Below are 19,526 nucleotides of genomic sequence, written 5' to 3'. Positions count from 1 at the left end.
CGGCGCCCGGCGGCTGTGCCGGTTCGGTCTCACGCCGTTTGCCGACTCATGATCTTTAGCGCGACCGCTTCGGCGACCTCGATTCCGTCGATTGCCGCCGAGTAGATCCCGCCCGCATACCCCGCACCCTCGCCCGCCGGATACAGCCCGTCGACGTTGACACTCTGGTAGTCGTCGCCGCGACGCACGCGTACCGGCGACGAAGTTCGCGTTTCAACGCCGGTCAGCACCGCATCATGCATCGCGAAACCTGCGATTTTCTTCTCCATCTGTGGCAGGGCTTCGCGAATCGCTTCGATCGCGTAGTCGGGCAGCGCGGTGCTGAGATCGGTTGGCCGCACGCCCGGCTTGTACGACGGAACGACCGAGCCGAATGAAGTGGACGGCCGCCCCGCGATGAAGTCGCCGACCAACTGCCCTGGAGCCATATAGTTACCGCCACCGAGCTCGAACGCCCGCTCCTCCCACTTGCGCTGGAACGCGATGCCGGCGAGCGGCCCGCCCGGGTAGTCGTCTGGCGTAATGCCGACCACGATGCCCGCATTCGCGTTGCGCTCCGCGCGCGAGTACTGGCTCATGCCGTTCGTGACGACGCGCCCCAGCTCGGACGTGGCCGCCACCACGGTGCCGCCGGGACACATGCAGAAGCTATAAACCGCTCGCCCGTTGCTGCAGTGGTGCACCACCTTGTAGTCGGCTGCGCCGAGCTGTTTGTGACCGGCAAATTTCCCAAAACGGCTCCGATCGATGATCCCTTGCGGATGCTCGATCCGAAAACCGAGCGAAAACGGCTTCGCCTCGACGTGAACGCCGCGGTCGTACAACATCTGGAAGGTATCGCGTGCGCTATGGCCGACCGCCAGCACAACGTGGTCGCAGCGCAACGTCTCGCCGGTCGACAGCTTCAGCCCGCGCACCTGGCCGTTGTCGATGTCGATGTCCTCGACACGCGTTTCGAAGCGCACTTCGCCGCCCAACTCGTGGATGCTCGCGCGCATCTTCTCGACCATGCTGACGAGACGAAACGTGCCGATATGCGGCCGGCTCAGGTACAGGATGTCCTCCGGCGCACCGGCCCGCACGAATTCGTCGAGCACCTTGCGGCCGTAGTGTTTCGGGTCCTTGATCTGGCTGTAGAGCTTGCCGTCCGAAAAGGTGCCCGCGCCACCTTCGCCGAACTGCACGTTCGACTCGGGATTCAGCACCGATTTGCGCCACAGGCCAAACGTGTCCTTGGTGCGCTCACGTACGGCCTTGCCGCGCTCGAGGATGATCGGCCGGAAGCCCATCTGCGCGAGGATCAGGCCCGCGAACAGTCCGCACGGCCCCATGCCGATGACGACCGGACGCGGCGTGCTCAGTTGGGCGGGCGCTTCGGCGACGAACTTGTAGCTCATGTCGGGCGTCACGCCGCAATGCGGCACGTCGGCGAGCCGTTTCAACGCGGCCCCTTCATCCTTGACCTCGACATCGACGATGTAGGTGAGCTTGATGTCGGCGCGCTTGCGCGCGTCGTGCGCGCGGCGAAACACGGTGTATCGGATGAGCCCGTCCCGCGCCACGCCGAGTTCCGTGAGGCGCGCACGGATGGCGGCTTCGAGGGCGCTTTCGGGATGATCGAGCGGGAGTTTGATTTCGCTTAGACGTAACATGAGTACCGGAGATGCAAGTGGGCCGCAAATCGCGGCCAATTCGCAATTTTACCGGTAAGTGTCGGCGCGGGGTGACGGCCGGTCATGAAGCGCCGGCCCCGTCGAAACCGGGCAAACCAGCATGCATGCTTCGACGCCCTCGATGAGCTATCAGCCCCAACGTCTCTGCACAAAAAATTTATTAACCGACCGGTCGGTTGGTTTATACTACGCCGACACAGACCACTCCTCCAGAGAGAGCGTCCCTCATGTACACCCAATCCCTCGATACCCCCGGCAACGTCGCTCCGCTGGACGCGGACGCGAATTCGCCCGAACAACAGGCTCGCTTCGACGCGGTCATGAGCGCCGACGGCAAGATCGAGCCGCAGGACTGGATGCCCGACGCGTACCGCAAAACGCTGGTGCGGCAGATCTCGCAGCATGCGCACTCGGAGATCGTCGGCATGCTGCCCGAGGGCAACTGGATCACGCGCGCGCCGAGCCTCAAGCGCAAGGCGATCCTGATCGCCAAGGTGCAGGACGAAGCCGGCCACGGCCTCTATCTGTATAGCGCCGCCGAAACGCTCGGTGTCTCGCGCGAGCAGCTGATCGACGCGCTGCACGCGGGCAAGGCCAAGTATTCGAGCATCTTCAACTACCCGACACCCACCTGGGCCGACGTCGGCGTGATCGGCTGGCTCGTCGACGGCGCGGCGATCATGAACCAGATCCCGCTGTGCCGCTGCACGTACGGCCCGTACGCCCGCGCGATGATCCGCATCTGCAAGGAAGAGTCGTTCCATCAGCGCCAGGGCTTCGACGCGCTGCTCGCGATGATGGCCGGCACCGAGGCGCAGCGCGAGCTGGTCCAGCAGGCGGTGAACCGCTGGTGGTGGCCGGTGCTGATGATGTTCGGCCCGAGCGACAAGGATTCGGTCCACAGCAACCAGTCGGCCAGATGGGGCATCAAGCGCATCACCAACGACGACCTGCGCCAGAAATTCGTCGATGCGACCGTCGAGCAGGCGAAGGTGCTCGGCGTCACGCTGCCCGACGCGGACCTCAAATGGAACGAGGCGCGCGGTCACTACGACTACGGCGACATCGACTGGGAAGAGTTCTGGCGCGTCGTCAATGGCGACGGCCCGTGCAACCGCGAGCGCCTCGCGACCCGCGTGAAGGCCCATGAGGACGGCGCCTGGGTACGCGAAGCCGCGCTCGCCCACGCGGAAAAGCAGCGCCAGCGCGCGCAACAGCACGCCGCCTGAGTGGCACCGCACATCAAAGGAATCAGGAGATCAGCAATGAACAAGGAATGGCCGATTTGGGAAGTGTTCGTGCGCAGCAAGCAGGGACTCGACCATAAACACTGCGGCAGTCTGCATGCCGCCGACGCGCCGATGGCGCTGCGCATGGCGCGCGACGTCTACACGCGCCGCCAGGAAGGCGTGAGCATCTGGGTGGTGCCGTCCTCGGCGATCACGGCCTCGGCGCCGCACGAGAAGGCCGAGCTGTTCGAACCGGCGGGCGACAAGATCTATCGCCACCCGACGTTCTACACGCTCCCCGACGAAGTCAACCACATGTAAGCGCGGCCATGACCACTACGTCCACTACGTCCACTACGCCCGAACATCTCCAGTACGTGCTGCGCCTCGCGGATACCGCGCTGATCCTCGGTCAGCGCAACACCGAGTGGTGCGGCCACGGCCCGATCCTCGAAGAGGACATCGCGCTGTCGAACATGAGCCTCGACCTGATCGGCCAGGCGCGCCTGCTGTACACGCACGCGACCACGCTCGAAGCGCCGCTCGCCGGCCGTCAGCGCAGCGAAGACGACTACGCGTACTTCCGCGCCGAGCGCGAATTCGCGAACTACACGCTCGCCGAGCTGCCGCATTACGGGCCGCTCGCCGGCACCGCGCAGGCCGGGAAGGATTACGCGGTCACGATCGTGCGCAACTTCCTGTACGCGACGCTGATGATGCATCTGTGGGGTGCGCTGACGGGCTCCACCGACGGGCAGCTCGCCGCGATCGCCGCGAAGTCGATCAAGGAAACGCAGTACCACGTGCATCACGCGAGCGAGTGGCTGATCCGTTTCGGCGACGGCACCGACGAATCGCACCGTCGCGCGCAGGCCGCGCTCGACTATCTGATGCCGTACACGTACGAGTTCTTCAGCGCGGACGCGGTGGAAGACGCGGTCGCCGCGGCCGGCATCGGCCCGCGCACCTCGGCGCTGGAAGCCGCGTGGCTCGACGACGTGCGCGCCACCCTCGACCAGGCCACGCTGACGCTGCCCGCGGCGCTGCGGCACGTGAGCACGGGCAAGCACGGCGAGCATTCGGAGCACATGGGTTTCGTGCTCGCCCAAATGCAGAGCCTCGCGCGCCAGCATCCGGGCGCCAGCTGGTGAGTACGCGATGACGACCTCGACCGCCCCGCAGCCCGCGAACGCCGCCGCTGCCACCACCGATGCCGCGCTCACCCGCGCATGGACCGTGCTCGAAGCGGTACCCGACCCGGAGATCCCGGTGGTGTCGATCCGCGAGCTCGGCATCCTGCGCGACGTGCGACGCGCCGCCGACGGCGCGCTCGAAGTCGCGATCACGCCGACCTACTCGGGCTGCCCGGCGATGTCGCAGATTGCCGAAGACATCGGCCGTGCGCTCGAGGCCGCGCAGCTCACGCCATACCGCGTCGCCACCGTGCTCGCGCCGGCGTGGACCACCGACTGGATCACGGCCGAAGCCCGCGAAAAACTGCGCGTCTACGGCATCGCGCCGCCGACGGGCAACTGCGGTTCAGCCGCGACGTCAGCGCCGCAGGAGAAAGTGCTGCGCTTCGTGCCGCGCGCGCTGCCGGCCCCAGGCTGCCCACGCTGCGGCTCGGCGCACACCGAGCGGCTCGCGCAATTCGGCTCGACCGCCTGCAAGGCCCTGTATCGCTGCCTCGACTGCCGCGAACCCTTCGACTACTTCAAACCGTACTGATATGGCCACCCCGCAATTCCATCCGCTGCGTATCCGCGAAGTGCGCCCCGAAACCGCCGATGCGGTCTCGGTCGCCTTCGAAGTCCCCCCCGAACTGCGCGACCACTATCGCTTCACGCAGGGGCAGTTCGTCACGCTGAAGACGCATATCGACGGTGAGGAAACGCGCCGTTCGTATTCGATCTGCGTGGGCGTCACCGACTACGATCGCGACGGCGAGTTGCGCATCGGCATCAAGCGCGTGCGCGGCGGGCGTTTCTCGAACTTCGCGTTCGACACGCTGCAGCCGGGCCATACGATCGACGTGATGACGCCGGACGGCCGTTTCTTCACGCACCTGAACGCGGAACAGGGGCAGCAGTACCTCGCATTCTCGGGCGGCTCGGGCATCACGCCGGTGCTCGCGATCATCAAGACGACGCTCGAAGTCGAGCCGCGCAGCACCTTCACGCTCGTCTACGGCAACCGCAGCGTCGACCAGATCATGTTCGCCGAGGAGCTCGAGGATCTGAAGAACCGCTTCATGAACCGCTTCGTGCTGTATCACGTGCTGTCGGACGACCTGCAGGACGTCGAGCTGTTTAACGGCGTGCTCGACCAGGAAAAATGCGCGGCGTTCATCGAGCAGCTGCTGCCGGCCGACGCGATCGACGAAGCGTTCATCTGCGGCCCCGCGCCGATGATGGATGCGGCCGAGGCCGCGCTCAAGGCAGCCGGCGTGCCGCCCGCGAAGGTGCACGTCGAGCGCTTCGGTACGCCGCTGCCGCAGGCGGGCGTGCCGCCCGTCGAGATCACCGCGGACACCCCCGCGGCCGAGCTCGAAATCGTGCTCGACGGCAAGCGCCGCAAGCTGCGCCTGCCGTATCAGGGCACGAGCGTGCTCGACGTCGGGCTGCGCGCCGGTCTCGCGCTGCCGTATGCGTGCAAGGGCGGCGTGTGCTGCACCTGTCGCGCGAAGGTGCTCGAGGGCGAAGTGAAGATGGAAAAGAACTACACGCTCGAAGAACACGAGGTCCGCGATGGGTTCGTGCTGACGTGTCAGTGTCATCCGGTTAGCGACAAGGTCGTCGTCAGTTACGACGAACGTTGAGTCGAGTGCTTTCGTGGTCTAGGTACGGACTGCCCTCCCGTGACGTCCGCCACCGCTTTCGGCCGTTTCGCGATCCGCTTAAACTAGGGGCCGCTCATCGATCGGGACATCGGGTTCCAGTCGGCGAGCGGCCTCTTTTTGTTACAGCTGCTGGCGTCACTGCAAGCCCTTGCCCATGAGCACGATTCACCTCACCAACGGCGACGTCGCCGCCGAGTCGCTGCGTACCGCGCTGGACCAGGCGGGCCGCGACGATCGCGTGCAGCCGCTGCGGGACGATCTGGCGGTCGGCCCGTTACGCGGCGTCGACGACGCTCCGCACGTGCGCGCCGACTTCTGGGAACGCGTCAGCGCCGACACGCAACGCGACTTCGTGCGCGAGTTCCGCGAACAGGCCGCGGTGCTCGACGGCCTCGCCAACAGCACCGCGAATCTCGTGGTGTGGCACGCCGAAAGCGCGTCCGATCAACTGATGCTGCGCCGCGTCTGCTACCTGGTGCGCAACAGCCCGCAGCGTTTGAACGAAGTGCGTCTGTCGATCGCCGACCTCACGGATCCGCAAGCGTGGGCGCATACCCGCAAGGATCGCGCGACATCGGTCGGCATGTTTGCGCCGGACGTATTGCAGACACACCTGCCGGACGCCGCGCCGATTTCCGTGCTGCGCATCAGCCGGCTCGCGCTCGAATGGCAGGAGGTCAAACAGGCGAACGGCGAGACGCGGCGCTGGCGTGACAACACCTTCACGAGCGGCAGCGTTGCCGAAATCGACGCGCTGATCCTCGAACGGGCAACCGACGCCTGGCAGCCCGCCGCGCGCGTCGCCGCCTACGTGATGACCGCCGAGTTGTGGTTCCTCGTCAGCGACAGCATCGTGCTGTGGCGCATGCGCGAACTCGCGGCGCTGCGGCGCATCCGCCTGCGCGGCGACGCGAACGAATGGCGCTCGCTCGAACTGCGCGCGGCATCCGCCCCCTGCTCACCCCAATAAGATAAGAACAGACGAATATGGCCCGCACCCGAGCCCCCGACCACGAAACCCAACGCGAGCAGATTCTCGAACTGGCCGCCGCGAAGTTCGCGCAGACCAGCTATCCAAGCACGTCGATGGCCGATCTTGCCGCGGCGAGCGGCACCTCGAAAGCGCGCCTCTATCACTATTACGACAGCAAGGAAGCAATCCTGTTCGATCTGCTCGATCGCTACACGAAGCGCCTGATGCTGATCATCGCCGAGGTGGAAGGATCGAGCCAGCGGCGCGAACTGAGCGAGCGAGAAACCTTCGCGGAGCTGATCCGCGCGTTCCTGTCCGAGTATGAGACGTCGCACAGCCGGCACGTCGCGCTGCTGAACGATGTCAAGTATCTGGTCGATTCGCAGCGCGAGATCATCCTGAACCGTCAGCGCGACGTAGTCGCCGCCTTCGCGCGGCAGCTCGTGCGCGCCTATCCCGAACGCGCGACTCGCGACAACCAGACCGCGCTGACGATGATGGTGTTCGGCATGATCAACTGGACCTTCACGTGGCTCAAGCCGGACGGCCGGATGGGCTATCGCGAGTTCGCCGAGCAGGTGGTCGGCATGGTCGAGCATGGTCTCGGCAGCGCGCCGGCCAGGTAGACGATGGTCTGAACAGATCGCAACCCGCACACCGGATGTTGCAAAGCAACAACATGCAGACCACATAAATCGGCGCAGGGAATCCATGCGGCATCGTGTCACGAACGTGCGATCACTTTTAATTTCTGTTTAAAATCAAATAATTAAATTTAGGGTTCCAGCGCTCCAGGTATTCACCTCGACTTTTGATACGGGTTTTCCCTAGTGAATGGCTTAGGTTTCCGCTAAAATCGGTTTTGCGGTGCACAACGCCGCCTGATTAAAAGGAGAACCCGACCATGAACATGCTGACCCATCGCAACACCGAGCCGATCGCGCCGAACGATCGCGCGTCGCTGCCTGCTGAACGCGCGCACGTTCTGGTCCGTGAACTCACCGCCGCCGATCGCGAACGCCTGCTTGCTCACTTCCTCGCACTCGACGAAGAAGACCGTCTGCTGCGCTTCGGCCAGGTCGTGCCGAACCATGTGATCGAAAACTACGTGCGCGCGATCGACTTTACGCGCGACACCGTATTCGGCGTGTTCAACAGCAAGCTGGAACTGAGCGGCGTCGGCCATCTGGCCTACCTGCCGGCCGAAGGCAACAAGCGCACCGCCGAATTCGGCGTCTCCGTGCTCGAAAGCGCACGCGGCATCGGTATCGGCTCGAGGCTATTCGAGCGCGCCGCGATCCGCAGCCGCAACACGCATGTGACGACGCTGTACATCCACTGCCTGGCGCGCAATTCGACCATGATGCACATCGCCAGGAAGGCCGGCATGAAGATCGAGTACGCGTACGGCGAGGCCGACGCCTATCTGACGCTGTCGCCGGCCGATCAGTCGAGCATCCTCGCGGAAATGCTGCAGGAGCAGGCCGCCGTGTTCGATTACGCGCTCAAGCGCCACGCCCGCCAGGCATCGCGACTGTTCGAGTCGTTCATGCCGGTGGCTGTCGCTGCCTGAATAATCGCTACGGGGAAATGAGATTGGGGCGGCCGCAAGGTCGCCCTTTTTCTATCTGTACCCAATCAACGCCACGCGTAGGACCGTGCGCGGAAGCCTACAAAATGGGCAGCGCTGTCGTTTCCTTGATCTTTTCTAGCGAAAAGCTCGATTTCACATCGATCACCGATGGATGCCGCAGCAATTGATCCTGCACGAAGCGCGAAAAGTGCGCCATGTCCTCCACCTGGACGCGCAGCAGGTAATCCATCTCACCCGTCATCGCGTGACATGCGACAACTTCGGGCCACGTCTGCACGGCCGCGCCGAACAGATCGGCGTGCGTGGCCTCGCCATGCGGACTGAACGCGCGACCGCCACCCTTCTCCAGCCGCACGCTGACATACGCGAGCAGGTCAAGCCCGAGACGTTGGGCGTCGAGCAGCGCGACATAGCCGCGAATCACGCCGCTTTCCTCGAGCCGGCGAATCCGCCGCAGGCACGGACTCGGCGACAGATTGATCCGTTCCGCTATCTCCTGATTCGACAGCCGGCCATTCTCCTGAAGGATCGCCAGAATGCGTCGATCGATCGCGTCTATCTCGTTACTAGCCATGTTCTGCCGCGTATCCGTTGAATAAAGCCATAAACTGGCTCAAGCGTAGCGACGCGCGATTAAGTTCGCAAGTATTTGCCTTCATCGCGGTTCTACACTTGCCCCATCCGGTCGCGCTCAGCCGACCGTCCCGCGCGCTCACCGCCAGCGCGCCTTGGCAACCCTCTTGCATGGGATTGGAGACAGACGATGCAGGTTTCAACTTGGGAAAATCCTGTCGGCACTGACGGCTTCGAATTCATCGAATACACGGCGCCGGACCCGAAAGCGCTCGGCAAGCTGTTCGAACAGATGGGCTTCACGGCCGTCGCGCGGCATCGTCATAAGGACGTGACGCTGTATCGTCAGGGCGACATCAACTTCATCGTCAACGCGGAGAAGCATTCGTTTGCGCAGCGCTTCGCGCGCTTGCATGGCCCGTCGATCTGTGCGATTGCGTTTCGCGTACAGGACGCCGCGAAGGCCTACGCCCAAGCGCTCGAAAAAGGCGCATGGGGTTTCGACAACAAGACCGGCCCGATGGAGCTGAACATCCCGGCGATCAAGGGCATTGGCGATTCGCTGATCTATTTCGTCGACCGCTGGCGCGGCAAGAACGGCGCGACGCCGAACAGCATCGGTGACATCGACATTTACGACGTCGACTTCGAGCCGATTCCGGGCGCGAACCCGAACCCGGTCGGCCACGGCCTGACCTATATCGATCACCTGACGCACAACGTGCATCGCGGCCGCATGCAGGAATGGGCGGAGTTCTACGAGCGCCTGTTCAACTTCCGCGAGGTGCGCTACTTCGACATCGAGGGCAAGGTGACGGGCGTCAAGTCGAAAGCGATGACCTCGCCGTGCGGCAAGATTCGCATTCCGATCAACGAGGAAGGCTCGGACACCGCCGGTCAGATCCAGGAATACCTGGACGCGTACCACGGCGAAGGCATCCAGCACATCGCGCTCGGCACCAGCGACATCTACCGCACCGTCGACGGCCTGCGCGCATCGGACATTTCACTGCTCGACACGATCGACACGTACTACGAACTCGTCGACCGACGCGTGCCGAATCATGGCGAGCCGCTCGAGGAACTGCGCAAGCGCAAGATCCTGATCGACGGCGCACCGGACGATCTGCTGCTGCAGATCTTCACCGAAAACCAGATCGGCCCGATCTTCTTCGAGATCATTCAGCGCAAGGGCAACCAGGGCTTTGGCGAAGGCAACTTCAAGGCGCTGTTCGAATCGATCGAGCTCGATCAGATTCGCCGCGGCGTCGTGCAGGACAAGACCTGACCACGGAGACTCGCGCCTGATCGGCGCGCACAAGAAAAAAGGGCGAGGATCGCAGGATCCTCGCCCTTTTACGTTGCAACGCCGCCGCTCTCTTCGGAACGGCGGCCGGTCGTCATAAGACGCGCGCGATGCGGTGCGTCATGAATTCTGCCTGTACCGATCGCTGCCGATCGCACTGTCGACCCGCGCCGGCGCCACCTGCGCCGTGCGGATGATCGCGTTCGACAGTGCCCCCGTGCTGCCCGGATTCGAGCGCACCGGCGCGCTCATCGCGAAGAAAGCGGCGGAAACCATCAGGAAGGTCTGGATGTTTCTTGTGTTCACGCGTACTCCTTTTCTAACTGCCCTGCTGTCCAGAAGCTGCACAGAATGCGCGGCGTTCGGCATCGCTCGCAGGTCGGGGTTAGACAGTCGTTTTCACTGCGGTTCCGCAAATTTGTAGGTTTTACAGCTTGTTACACGCGCAGGCGCAATACAACTCCATTCCGGCGGAAATCCGCGACAACTGGTGACAACACGTAGGCAACTTGTCGCGAAACCGGCCGAAATCAGACCGTGCGCGGGCGATTTTTGATCCGCTGCGGCGGGTTTCCACCAGTGCTACCATCGCTTAAAACCCGTCAATATGACGACCCCGGCCCCAGCATTCACGAGATGCCGGGGCCAGAAAAGTTTTGGTGATCCCAAGCTGAAGTGGAGGAGTACACATAATGAATGCCCCGCTAGACGCAGGTCAGCGAGCCTCGCTCGAAGCCGCGTTGTCTTCCGTCACGCTCGACGACAAATACACCCTCGATCGCGGCCGCGCGTACATGAGCGGCATCCAGGCGCTGGTGCGTCTGCCGATGCTGCAGCAGGAACGCGACCGCGCCGCCGGCCTCAACACGGCCGGCTTCATCTCCGGCTACCGCGGATCGCCGCTCGGCGGGCTCGACCAGTCGCTGTGGAAAGCGAAAAAGCATCTGGCCGCGCATCAGGTGGTGTTCCAGCCCGGCGTCAACGAAGACCTCGCGGCCACCGCCGTGTGGGGTTCGCAGCAGGTCAATCTGTACCCGAGCGCCAAATACGACGGCGTGTTTTCGATGTGGTACGGCAAGGGCCCCGGCGTCGACCGGTCCGGTGACGTCTTCAAGCACGGCAACTCGGCCGGCTCGTCGCGGCACGGCGGCGTTCTCGTGCTCGCCGGCGACGATCACGCCGCCAAATCCTCGACACTCGCGCATCAGTCCGAACACATCTTCAAGGCATGCGGGCTTCCGGTGCTGTTTCCGTCGAACGTGCAGGAATATCTGGACTTCGGCCTGCACGGCTGGGCGATGAGCCGCTACTCGGGCCTCTGGGTCGCGATGAAGTGCGTGACCGACGTGGTCGAATCGTCCGCATCGGTCGATATCGATCCGCACCGCACCAACATCATCCTGCCGGAAGACTTCGTGATGCCCGACGGTGGGCTGAACATCCGCTGGCCCGATCCGCCGCTCGTGCAGGAAGCGCGTCTGCTCGACTACAAGTGGTACGCGGGCCTCGCCTACGTGCGAGCGAACAAACTCGACCGCGTCGAAATCGATTCGCCGCATGCGCGCTTCGGCATCATGACCGGCGGCAAAGCTTATCTCGACGTGCGCCAGGCGCTGACCGACCTCGGTCTCGACGACGAAACCTGCTCGCGCATCGGCATCCGGCTGTACAAGGTCGGCTGCGTGTGGCCGCTCGAAGCGCAAGGTGCGCAGGCCTTCGCACGCGGTCTCGACGAAATTCTGGTGGTCGAGGAAAAGCGCCAGATCCTCGAATACGCGATCAAGGAAGAGCTCTACAACTGGCCCGACGCGCAGCGCCCGCGCGTATTCGGCAAGTTCGACGAGAAGGACGGCGCGGGGCGGCGAATGGTCGGTGCCGATGGGCAACTGGCTGCTGCCGGCGCACTACGAGCTGTCGCCCGCGATCATCGCGAAGGCGATCGCCACGCGGCTCGACAAGTTCGATCTGCCGTCGGATGTGCGCGCCCGCATTGCCGCGCGCATCGCGGTGATCGAGGCGAAGGAAAAGGCGCTCGCGCGGCCGCGCGTCGAAGTCGAGCGCAAGCCGTGGTTCTGCTCGGGCTGCCCGCACAACACGTCGACCAACGTGCCGGAAGGCTCGCGCGCGATGGCCGGCATCGGCTGTCATTACATGACGGTCTGGATGGATCGCAGCACCAGCACGTTCAGCCAGATGGGCGGCGAAGGTGTCGCGTGGATCGGCCAGGCGCCGTTCACGAACGACAAGCACGTGTTCGCCAATCTCGGCGACGGCACCTACTTCCACTCGGGGCTGCTCGCGATTCGCGCGGCGATCGCGTCGAAGGCGAACATCACCTACAAGCTGCTGTACAACGACGCGGTCGCGATGACGGGCGGCCAGCCGGTCGACGGCGTGCTGAGCGTGCCGCAGATCACGCATCAGCTCGCCGCCGAAGGCGCGGCGAAGATCGTCATCGTCACCGATGAGCCGGAGAAGTACGCGGCAAACGTCGGCCTTGCGCCCGGCGTCGACATTCACCACCGCGACCAGCTCGACGACGTGCAGCGTCAGCTACGCGAGGTTCCGGGCACCACGATCCTGATCTACGACCAGACCTGCGCGACCGAAAAGCGCCGTCGCAGGAAACGCGGCGCGTATCCAGATCCGGCACGACGCGTCGTGATCAACGAAGCGGTGTGCGAAGGCTGCGGCGACTGCTCGGTGAAGTCGAACTGCCTGTCGGTCGAACCGCTCGACACTGAGTACGGCACGAAGCGCCAGATCAACCAGTCGACCTGCAACAAGGACTTCTCGTGCGTGAACGGCTTCTGCCCGAGCTTCGTCTCCGTTGAAGGCGGCCAGTTGCGCAAGCCGAAGGCGGCGTCGGGCGCCGAAATGCCGCCGGTGCCGGATCCCGAGTTGCCGTCCATCGACCGTCCGTACGGCGTTCTGGTGACGGGCGTGGGCGGCACGGGCGTCGTCACGATCGGCGCGCTGCTCGGCATGGCCGCGCATCTCGAGAACAAGGGCGTCACGGTGCTCGACGTCACCGGCCTCGCGCAGAAAGGCGGCGCCGTGATGAGCCACGTGCAGATCGCGAAGCAGCCCGCCGACATCCACGCGACCCGCATCGCAATGGGCGAAGCGAGCCTCGTGATCGGCTGCGACGCGATCGTCACTGCCAGCGACGAATGCGTGTCGCGGATGCACGCGGATCGCACGCGCGTCGTGCTGAACAGCGCGCACACGCCGACGGCCGAGCTGATCAAGAACCCGAACTGGCGCTTCCCCGGCAGCAGCACCGAAGCCGACGTGCGCGCAGCGGCCGGCGATGACAACGTTTCGACCGTCGACGCGAATCACTTCGCCGTCGCGCTGCTCGGCGACGCGATCTACACGAACCCGTTCGTGCTCGGCTATGCGTGGCAGCGCGGCTGGGTGCCGCTCACGCACGAGTCGCTGATTCGCGCGATCGAGCTGAACAACGTGCAGGTGGACAAGAACCGCGCGGCGTTCGAATGGGGCCGGCGCGCCGCGCACGACCTGGCTGCGGTACGCAAGCTCGCGCAAACGCAGGGACGCGGCGACCCGGCCGACAGCGCGGGCGGCAAGATCATCGCGCTGCATACGCCGAAGGCGCTCGACACGCTGATCGACAAGCGCGCCGACTATCTGACCGCCTGGCAGAACCGTGCGTACGCGGAGCGCTATCGCGCGCTGGTGTCGCAGGTGCGGGCCGCGGAAGAAGCGCTCGATTCCGCCGACGGCCAAATGCCGCTGACCGAGGCGGTCGCGAAGAACCTGCACAAGCTGATGGCGTACAAGGACGAATACGAAGTCGCGCGTCTGTACAGCAACCCGGCGTTCATCGAAAAACTGAACGCGACGTTCGAAGGCGACTGGAAGCTGCACCTGCATCTCGCGCCGCCGACGCTATCGAAGAAGGACGCGCACGGCCATCTGGTGAAGAAGAAGTACGGCCCGTGGATGTTCCGCGCGATGCACGTGCTCGCGAAGCTCAAGTTCCTGCGCGGCACCGCGTTCGACGTGTTCGGCAACACCGGGGAGCGTCGCACCGAGCGCGCGCTGATCGGCGAATACGAGGCATTGGTGCGTCAGCTGATCGGCGGGCTGACTTCTCAGAAACGCGATCTCGCGGTCGAGCTCGCGAATCTGCCTGACGGCATCCGCGGCTATGGGCACGTGAAGGAAAACAACCTGAAAGGCGTGCGCATCAAGTGGAACGAGCTGCTCGCGCGTTGGCGTTCGCCGGATGCGGGCAAGACGCAGCACGCGGCTTGATCGACTCTCCCAACTGAACCGAAAAGCGGCGGTCTGCACGGACCGCCGCTTTTTTTCAGGCGTGATGCACGTTACTTCGCGTTCACCGACTTGTGCGCGTTCGCCGAAGCGACCGCCGTCATGTTGATGATACGGCGCACGGTCGCGGCCGGCGTCAGGATATGCACCGGCTTTTCCGCACCCAGCAGGAACGGCCCGACCGTCACGCCCTCGCCGCCCACGACCTTCAGCAGGTTGTACGCGATGTTCGCCGCTTCGACGTTCGGCATGATCAGCAGATTCGCTTCGCCGGCGAGCGTCGTGCCCGGGAACGCGGCCTTGCGGACCGTCTCCGACAGCGCCGCGTCGCCGTGCATTTCACCGTCGATTTCGAGCGACGGCGCGCGTTGCGTGATCAGCTTGCGCGCCGCGGCCATGCGCTGCGACGACGACGACGGCGCGCTGCCGAAGTTCGAGTTCGACAGCAGCGCGACCTTCGGCGTGATGCCGAACTTCTCGATTTCGCGCGTGGCGAGCATCGTCATGTCGGCAAGCTGCTCGGCGGTCGGCACTTCGTTCACGTACGTGTCGCAGATGAACATGTTGCGGCCCGGCAGCATCAGCAGATTCATCGCGGCGAAGTTCTCGACGTCGTCGGCCTTGCCGAGCACCTGCTCGATGAAGTTCAGATGCGTGTGGAACTGGCCGATCATGCCGCAGATCATGCCGTCCGCTTCGCCAAGGCGCACGAGGATCGCGCCGATCAGCGTGTTGAACTTGCGCATCGCGGCCTTCGCGACGTCCGGCGTCACGCCTTCGCGCGCGCCGAGTTCGTGATACGCCTGCCAGCACTTGTGATAGCGCGGATCGTCTTCCGGATCGACGATCTCGACGTCTTCGCCGCACTTGAGCTTCGAGCCCATCTTCTTCAGACGCATCTCGATCACCGACGGACGGCCGACCAGGATCGGCTTGGCGATCTTTTCGAGCAGCACGAACTGCGCGGCGCGCAGCACGCGCTCGTCTTCGCCCTCCGCGAACACGATGCGCGCCGGTGCCGACTTCGCCGCCGCGAACACCGGCCGCATCACCATGCCCGAGCGATAGACGGTCGCGCCGAGCTGTTCGCGGTACGCATCCATGTCCTGGATGGGGCGGGTCGCGACGCCCGAATCCATTGCGGCCTGCGCGACGGCCGGCGCGATCTTGATGATCAGGCGCGGATCGAACGGCTTCGGAATCAGGTATTCGGGACCGAATTCGAGCGAGTGGCCTTCGTAGGCCTTCGCGACTTCATCGCCCTGGTCGGTTTCCTCGGCCAGTTCGGCAATCGCGCGCACGCACGCGAGCTTCATTTCTTCGGTGATCGTCGTCGCGCCGACGTCGAGCGCGCCGCGGAAGATGAACGGGAAACACAGCACGTTGTTGACCTGGTTCGGATAGTCCGACCGGCCGGTCGCGATGATGCAGTCCGGGCGCACCTTGCGCGCTTCTTCCGGACGGATTTCCGGCTCGGGGTTCGCGAGCGCGAGAATCAGCGGCTGCGAGCCCATTTCGGCGACCATCTCCGGCTTCAGCACGCCAGCGCTCGAGCAGCCGAGGAACACGTCCGCGCCGCGGATTGCATCGGCGAGCGAGCGCGCTTCGGTGTGCGCGGCATAGCGCTCCTTCGACGGATCGAGGTTGCCGCGCCCTTCGTAGATCACGCCCTTCGAGTCGGCGACGAGAATGTTCTGCTTCGACAGACCGAGATTGACGAGCAGATCCAGACACGCAATGGCCGCCGCGCCCGCGCCCGAACAGACCAGCTTCACTTCGTCGAGCCTCTTGCCGACCACCTTGAGGCCGTTCAGGATCGCCGCCGACGCGATGATCGCGGTGCCGTGCTGATCGTCGTGGAAGACCGGAATCTTCATACGTTCGCGCAGCTTCTTCTCGATGTAGAAGCACTCGGGTGCCTTGATGTCCTCGAGGTTGATGCCGCCCAGCGTGGGCTCGAGCATCGCGATCGCCTCGACGAGCTTGTCCGGATCGGATTCGCTCAGCTCGATGTCGAACACGTCGATGTCCGCGAACTTCTTGAACAGACACCCCTTGCCTTCCATCACCGGCTTCGCGGCAAGCGGGCCGATGTTGCCGAGGCCGAGCACCGCGGTGCCGTTCGTGATCACGCCGACGAGGTTGCCGCGCGACGTGTACTTCTGCGCGTCGAGCGGTTCCTCGTGAATTGCCATACAGGCTGCCGCCACACCCGGCGAATACGCGAGCGACAAATCCAGCTGGTTCGACAGCGCCTTGGTAGGCGTCACCGAAATCTTGCCAGGTTTCGGATTCTGGTGATATGCGAGAGCGCTTTGCTTGAGTTGTTCGTCCATTTCTAGGCCTGCGAGACGTAAGTGATTGGGCCCGGCGACACACATCGTTGCAGCGCTTTCATCTGTCGGACCGATAGCCGACCGAGGCGGTTTTCGCACGCGCCCGGTCAGGCGCGACGGCTTAGCTCGACGAACACGGGACGATGTGGAGTGCTTCGCGGGTCGATTAGTGTACACCCCGGACGTGTCGATGCACTGAGTGGTTAACAGGACTCGCCATTAGCGAAACAGGCGCTCAGGACGCTGCGTCGCCACGACCCGGCCATGCTTTTCCGCCACGCGGCAGGGCGCCATGCGGGCCGCATGGTCCACGCATTCGCAGTATTCGAAGCGATTGAAGGACGCGCTTCGTCGACGCGGTCAGTCGAGTTCGGCGCCGCGTCGCTCAGGAATCAGAAACAGGGTCGCGAGGATGTCCAGCAGGTAAATCGACGCCAGTAGCGCGAGCGCCGCGCCGAACGAGTAGCGCGCCGCCAGCGCGCCCACGACGACCGGCCCAAAGCCGCCCACCGCGCGACCCGCGTTGAACAGCACGTTTTGCGCGGTGGCGCGCGCATCGGTTGGATAGAGCTCCGAAATCAGCGCGCCGTAGCCGCCGATCATGCCGTTGACGAACACTCCCATCGCCGCGCCGCCGATCAGCAACGCCATCGGCGTCGTCAGTTGCGCATAGACGAACACCATGACGACGGCGCCCGCCTGGTAGAACAGGAACGTCGGCTTGCGGCCGAAGCGGTCGGCGGCGATGCCGAATAGCCAGATGCCGGCCGCCATGCCGAGAATCGTCGCGGCGGTCCACAGCCCCGATTTGGTCAGCGAGTAGCCGAAGGTCTTCGACAGATAGCTAGGTAGCCAGAGCATCAGCCCGTAATAGCCGAAGTTCTGCACCGAGCACAGGATCGTGACGCCGAGGCTCGCGCGCGTCGTGCGTCCATCGACGAACAGCAGTTTCAGCGGCAGCTTGCGCATGCCGCGCGCGACGCGTTGGTCGAAAAGCGCCGGCTCCTCGACGCGGCGCCGCACGAAGAACGACACGACCGCCGGCAGCAGCCCGAGCGCGAACATGCCGCGCCAGCCGATCACCGGCAGCAGCAGCGGCGTCAGCAACGCGGCCGCCAGCACGCCAAGCTGCCAGCCGAGCCCGACATACGACGACACCCGCGCCCGCTGCGACGCCGGCCACGCTTCGGCGACCAGCGTCATACCGATGCCGAATTCGCCGCCCAGCCCGATCCCGGCGATGGTCCGATAGATCAGCAGGTCCGTGTAGCCTTGCGCGAGCGCGCACAGGCCGGTGAACACCGCGAAGATCAGGATCGTCCACGTCAGCATGCGCACGCGGCCGAAATAATCGCTGAGCACGCCGAAGAGCACGCCGCCCGCCACCGCACCGATGAGCGTCCATGTGACCAGCGCACCGGCCTGCGAGGAACTCAGATGCAGGTCGGCGGCGATCACCGGCAGCATGAAGCCGAGAATCAGCAGATCGAAGCCGTCCATCGCATAGCCCAGCACCGACGCAAGCAGCGCGCGGCCCGCATAGCCCGGTTGGACGGCGGAGCGGGTTTCGGTGGCGGAGGCGGAGGCGGGTGGAGCGGCGTTCATTGAAAGCATTCCGTAGGTCTGAAGGCGGCTGCGTGGGAAGCGTCCCGGGAAAGTCGCGTGAGTGTAAAGGCGGCCTCACCCGGTCACAAGACGATGCGCGCGCCAAAGCGCCCGCCGGCTGCGCCGCCGCGCACGACGGCCTCCTCGGTGCGACCCATTTCAGGTAAAATAGCGGCCCACGCGCGCAGCAAAAGCCGGTCTGTGCTCTTCCCCCGGCCGCGTATCCCGCCCAGCATGGCGCGGCATACCCCGCTTGCTGCGCCACCGGGCCCAGCGCCCGCTTCTCCCCCGCTCACTCCGAAGGATCCGCCCATGACAGGCTTCGATCGCCAGACGATCTCCGACACCACCGCCAAAATGCTGCTCGAAGTGCAAGCAGTGCATTTCAATGCGGAGAAACCGTATATTTTCACGTCCGGCTGGGCGAGCCCGGTGTATATCGACTGCCGCAAGCTGATCTCGTATCCGCGTGTGCGCCGCGGCCTGATGGAAATGGCCGAAGCGACGATCCTGCGCGACGTCGGCTATGAGCAGATCGACGCGGTCGCCGGCGGCGAAACCGCGGGCATCCCGTTCGCGGCATGGCTGTCCGACCGCCTGATGGTACCGATGCAGTACGTGCGCAAGAAGCCGAAGGGTTTCGGCCGCAACGCGCAGATCGAAGGTCTGCTGACCGAAGGCCAGCGCGTGTTGCTCGTCGAAGACCTGACGACCGACAGCCGCAGCAAGATCAACTTCATCAACGCGCTGCGCACCGCCGGCGCGACGGTGAACCACTGCTTCGTGCTGTTCCACTACAACATCTTCAAGGAAAGCGTGTCGGTGCTGAAAGACATCGACGTCGATCTGCACGCGCTCGCCACGTGGTGGGACGTGCTGCGCGTCGCGAAGCAGAACAACTACTTCGACACGAAGACGATCGACGAAGTGGAAAAATTCCTGCACGCGCCGGCCGAGTGGTCCGCTGCACATGGCGGTGCGACGTCTACGCCGCAATAAAGCCATCGCGCTAAGGCAGTGACAATAAAAACGTAGCCGCTTTATGCGGATTGAATGAAAAAGCCGCCTGTTTCGCAACAGGCGGCTTTGTTTATCG

General features: G+C 64.4%; 15 protein-coding genes and 1 pseudogene. 11 read left to right on the top strand and 5 right to left on the bottom strand.

All coding sequences use genetic code 11. The features are described 5' to 3' along the window. Positions 1 to 29: 29 nt before the first annotated feature. Positions 30 to 1,652, bottom strand: coding sequence for an NAD(P)/FAD-dependent oxidoreductase (locus tag OKW39_RS13365; protein ID WP_187612693.1), 1,623 nt, complete (start codon positions 1,650 to 1,652; stop codon positions 30 to 32). A gap of 248 nt (positions 1,653 to 1,900) precedes the next feature. On the opposite strand from OKW39_RS13365, the gene paaA reads away from it, so the two are divergent. The 8 genes from paaA (at position 1,901) to OKW39_RS13325 (ending at position 8,287) form a co-directional block, all read left to right on the top strand. Next, positions 1,901 to 2,902 (top strand): 1,2-phenylacetyl-CoA epoxidase subunit PaaA, encoded by a 1,002-nt coding sequence (paaA, locus tag OKW39_RS13360; protein ID WP_187612694.1) that lies wholly within the window; start codon positions 1,901 to 1,903, stop codon positions 2,900 to 2,902. A gap of 36 nt (positions 2,903 to 2,938) precedes the next feature. Further along, complete coding sequence (paaB, locus tag OKW39_RS13355) at positions 2,939 to 3,223, top strand: 1,2-phenylacetyl-CoA epoxidase subunit PaaB (protein WP_018418671.1); 285 nt, start codon at positions 2,939 to 2,941, stop codon at positions 3,221 to 3,223. Between the two features lie 8 nt (positions 3,224 to 3,231). Then, a complete protein-coding gene (gene paaC / locus OKW39_RS13350) occupies positions 3,232 to 4,053 on the top strand; it encodes a 1,2-phenylacetyl-CoA epoxidase subunit PaaC (protein ID WP_429562866.1) in 822 nt (273 codons plus the stop codon). A 7-nt stretch (positions 4,054 to 4,060) separates the two neighbouring features. Then, entirely contained in the window at positions 4,061 to 4,630 is a 570-nt protein-coding gene (gene paaD / locus OKW39_RS13345) for a 1,2-phenylacetyl-CoA epoxidase subunit PaaD (RefSeq protein ID WP_429335419.1), read from the top strand. A gap of 1 nt (position 4,631) precedes the next feature. Beyond that, positions 4,632 to 5,720 (top strand): 1,2-phenylacetyl-CoA epoxidase subunit PaaE, encoded by a 1,089-nt coding sequence (gene paaE / locus OKW39_RS13340; protein ID WP_184034674.1) that lies wholly within the window; start codon positions 4,632 to 4,634, stop codon positions 5,718 to 5,720. A gap of 175 nt (positions 5,721 to 5,895) precedes the next feature. Continuing rightward, positions 5,896 to 6,711: a DUF1835 domain-containing protein gene (locus tag OKW39_RS13335; protein ID WP_090802187.1), complete on the top strand. Its 816-nt coding sequence runs from the start codon at positions 5,896 to 5,898 to the stop codon at positions 6,709 to 6,711. A gap of 17 nt (positions 6,712 to 6,728) precedes the next feature. Continuing rightward, positions 6,729 to 7,340, top strand: a complete 612-nt coding sequence (locus OKW39_RS13330) for a TetR/AcrR family transcriptional regulator (protein ID WP_429335420.1) — start codon at positions 6,729 to 6,731, stop codon at positions 7,338 to 7,340. Positions 7,341 to 7,618: 278 nt separating this feature from the next. Beyond that, the gene (locus OKW39_RS13325) at positions 7,619 to 8,287 is read left to right on the top strand and encodes a GNAT family N-acetyltransferase (protein WP_090802188.1); all 669 of its coding nucleotides are present in this window, start codon (positions 7,619 to 7,621) and stop codon (positions 8,285 to 8,287) included. Positions 8,288 to 8,384: 97 nt separating this feature from the next. Here the strand turns inward: OKW39_RS13325 and OKW39_RS13320 are convergent, their stop codons facing one another. Next, on the bottom strand, positions 8,385 to 8,882 hold the full coding sequence (locus OKW39_RS13320; protein WP_090802190.1) for an Lrp/AsnC family transcriptional regulator: 498 nt from the start codon (positions 8,880 to 8,882) through the stop codon (positions 8,385 to 8,387). A gap of 189 nt (positions 8,883 to 9,071) precedes the next feature. On the opposite strand from OKW39_RS13320, the gene hppD reads away from it, so the two are divergent. After that, positions 9,072 to 10,169: a 4-hydroxyphenylpyruvate dioxygenase gene (gene hppD, locus OKW39_RS13315; RefSeq protein WP_184056359.1), complete on the top strand. Its 1,098-nt coding sequence runs from the start codon at positions 9,072 to 9,074 to the stop codon at positions 10,167 to 10,169. Positions 10,170 to 10,307: 138 nt separating this feature from the next. Here hppD and OKW39_RS13310 read toward each other — a convergent pair whose 3' ends face one another. Next, positions 10,308 to 10,493 carry a hypothetical protein gene (locus OKW39_RS13310; protein WP_187612701.1) on the bottom strand — a complete coding sequence of 62 codons (186 nt, stop codon included), beginning with the start codon at positions 10,491 to 10,493 and terminating at the stop codon, positions 10,308 to 10,310. 386 nt (positions 10,494 to 10,879) lie between these two features. On the opposite strand from OKW39_RS13310, the pseudogene OKW39_RS13305 reads away from it, so the two are divergent. Continuing rightward, a pseudogene (locus OKW39_RS13305) lies at positions 10,880 to 14,471 on the top strand (indolepyruvate ferredoxin oxidoreductase family protein). A gap of 71 nt (positions 14,472 to 14,542) precedes the next feature. Here OKW39_RS13305 and OKW39_RS13300 read toward each other — a convergent pair. Together OKW39_RS13300 and OKW39_RS13295 are read right to left on the bottom strand one after the other, a co-directional pair. Then, positions 14,543 to 16,825: an NADP-dependent malic enzyme gene (locus OKW39_RS13300; RefSeq protein ID WP_429562865.1), complete on the bottom strand. Its 2,283-nt coding sequence runs from the start codon at positions 16,823 to 16,825 to the stop codon at positions 14,543 to 14,545. Between the two features lie 360 nt (positions 16,826 to 17,185). Then, entirely contained in the window at positions 17,186 to 18,430 is a 1,245-nt protein-coding gene (locus tag OKW39_RS13295) for an MFS transporter (RefSeq protein WP_429562864.1), read from the bottom strand. A 312-nt stretch (positions 18,431 to 18,742) separates the two neighbouring features. Here OKW39_RS13295 and OKW39_RS13290 point away from each other — a divergent pair, with 312 nt between their 5' ends. Next, entirely contained in the window at positions 18,743 to 19,429 is a 687-nt protein-coding gene (locus tag OKW39_RS13290; protein WP_018418686.1) for an orotate phosphoribosyltransferase, read from the top strand. The last annotated feature ends 97 nt before the right edge of the window (positions 19,430 to 19,526 follow it).

Source organism: Paraburkholderia sp. MM6662-R1 (genome assembly GCF_050436245.1).
Lineage (GTDB): Bacteria > Pseudomonadota > Gammaproteobacteria > Burkholderiales > Burkholderiaceae > Paraburkholderia > Paraburkholderia tuberum.
Note: the sequence above shows the minus strand (reverse complement) of the source record. Positions and strands in the feature narration are given on the sequence as shown.

Bases quoted from the DNA above. Each gene is read 5' to 3' on its own strand.
- OKW39_RS13365 (WP_187612693.1), bottom strand. From the start codon at position 1,652: ATGTTACGTCTAAGCGAAATCAAACTCCCGCTCGATCATCCCGAAAGC.
- OKW39_RS13335 (WP_090802187.1), top strand. From the start codon at position 5,896: ATGAGCACGATTCACCTCACCAACGGCGACGTCGCCGCCGAGTCGCTG.
- paaD (WP_429335419.1), top strand. From the start codon at position 4,061: ATGACGACCTCGACCGCCCCGCAGCCCGCGAACGCCGCCGCTGCCACC.
- OKW39_RS13300 (WP_429562865.1), bottom strand. From the start codon at position 16,825: ATGGACGAACAACTCAAGCAAAGCGCTCTCGCATATCACCAGAATCCG.
- paaE (WP_184034674.1), top strand. From the start codon at position 4,632: ATGGCCACCCCGCAATTCCATCCGCTGCGTATCCGCGAAGTGCGCCCC.
- OKW39_RS13330 (WP_429335420.1), top strand. From the start codon at position 6,729: ATGGCCCGCACCCGAGCCCCCGACCACGAAACCCAACGCGAGCAGATT.
- paaC (WP_429562866.1), top strand. From the start codon at position 3,232: ATGACCACTACGTCCACTACGTCCACTACGCCCGAACATCTCCAGTAC.
- paaB (WP_018418671.1), top strand. From the start codon at position 2,939: ATGAACAAGGAATGGCCGATTTGGGAAGTGTTCGTGCGCAGCAAGCAG.
- paaA (WP_187612694.1), top strand. From the start codon at position 1,901: ATGTACACCCAATCCCTCGATACCCCCGGCAACGTCGCTCCGCTGGAC.
- OKW39_RS13320 (WP_090802190.1), bottom strand. From the start codon at position 8,882: ATGGCTAGTAACGAGATAGACGCGATCGATCGACGCATTCTGGCGATC.
- OKW39_RS13290 (WP_018418686.1), top strand. From the start codon at position 18,743: ATGACAGGCTTCGATCGCCAGACGATCTCCGACACCACCGCCAAAATG.
- hppD (WP_184056359.1), top strand. From the start codon at position 9,072: ATGCAGGTTTCAACTTGGGAAAATCCTGTCGGCACTGACGGCTTCGAA.
- OKW39_RS13325 (WP_090802188.1), top strand. From the start codon at position 7,619: ATGAACATGCTGACCCATCGCAACACCGAGCCGATCGCGCCGAACGAT.
- OKW39_RS13295 (WP_429562864.1), bottom strand. From the start codon at position 18,430: ATGAACGCCGCTCCACCCGCCTCCGCCTCCGCCACCGAAACCCGCTCC.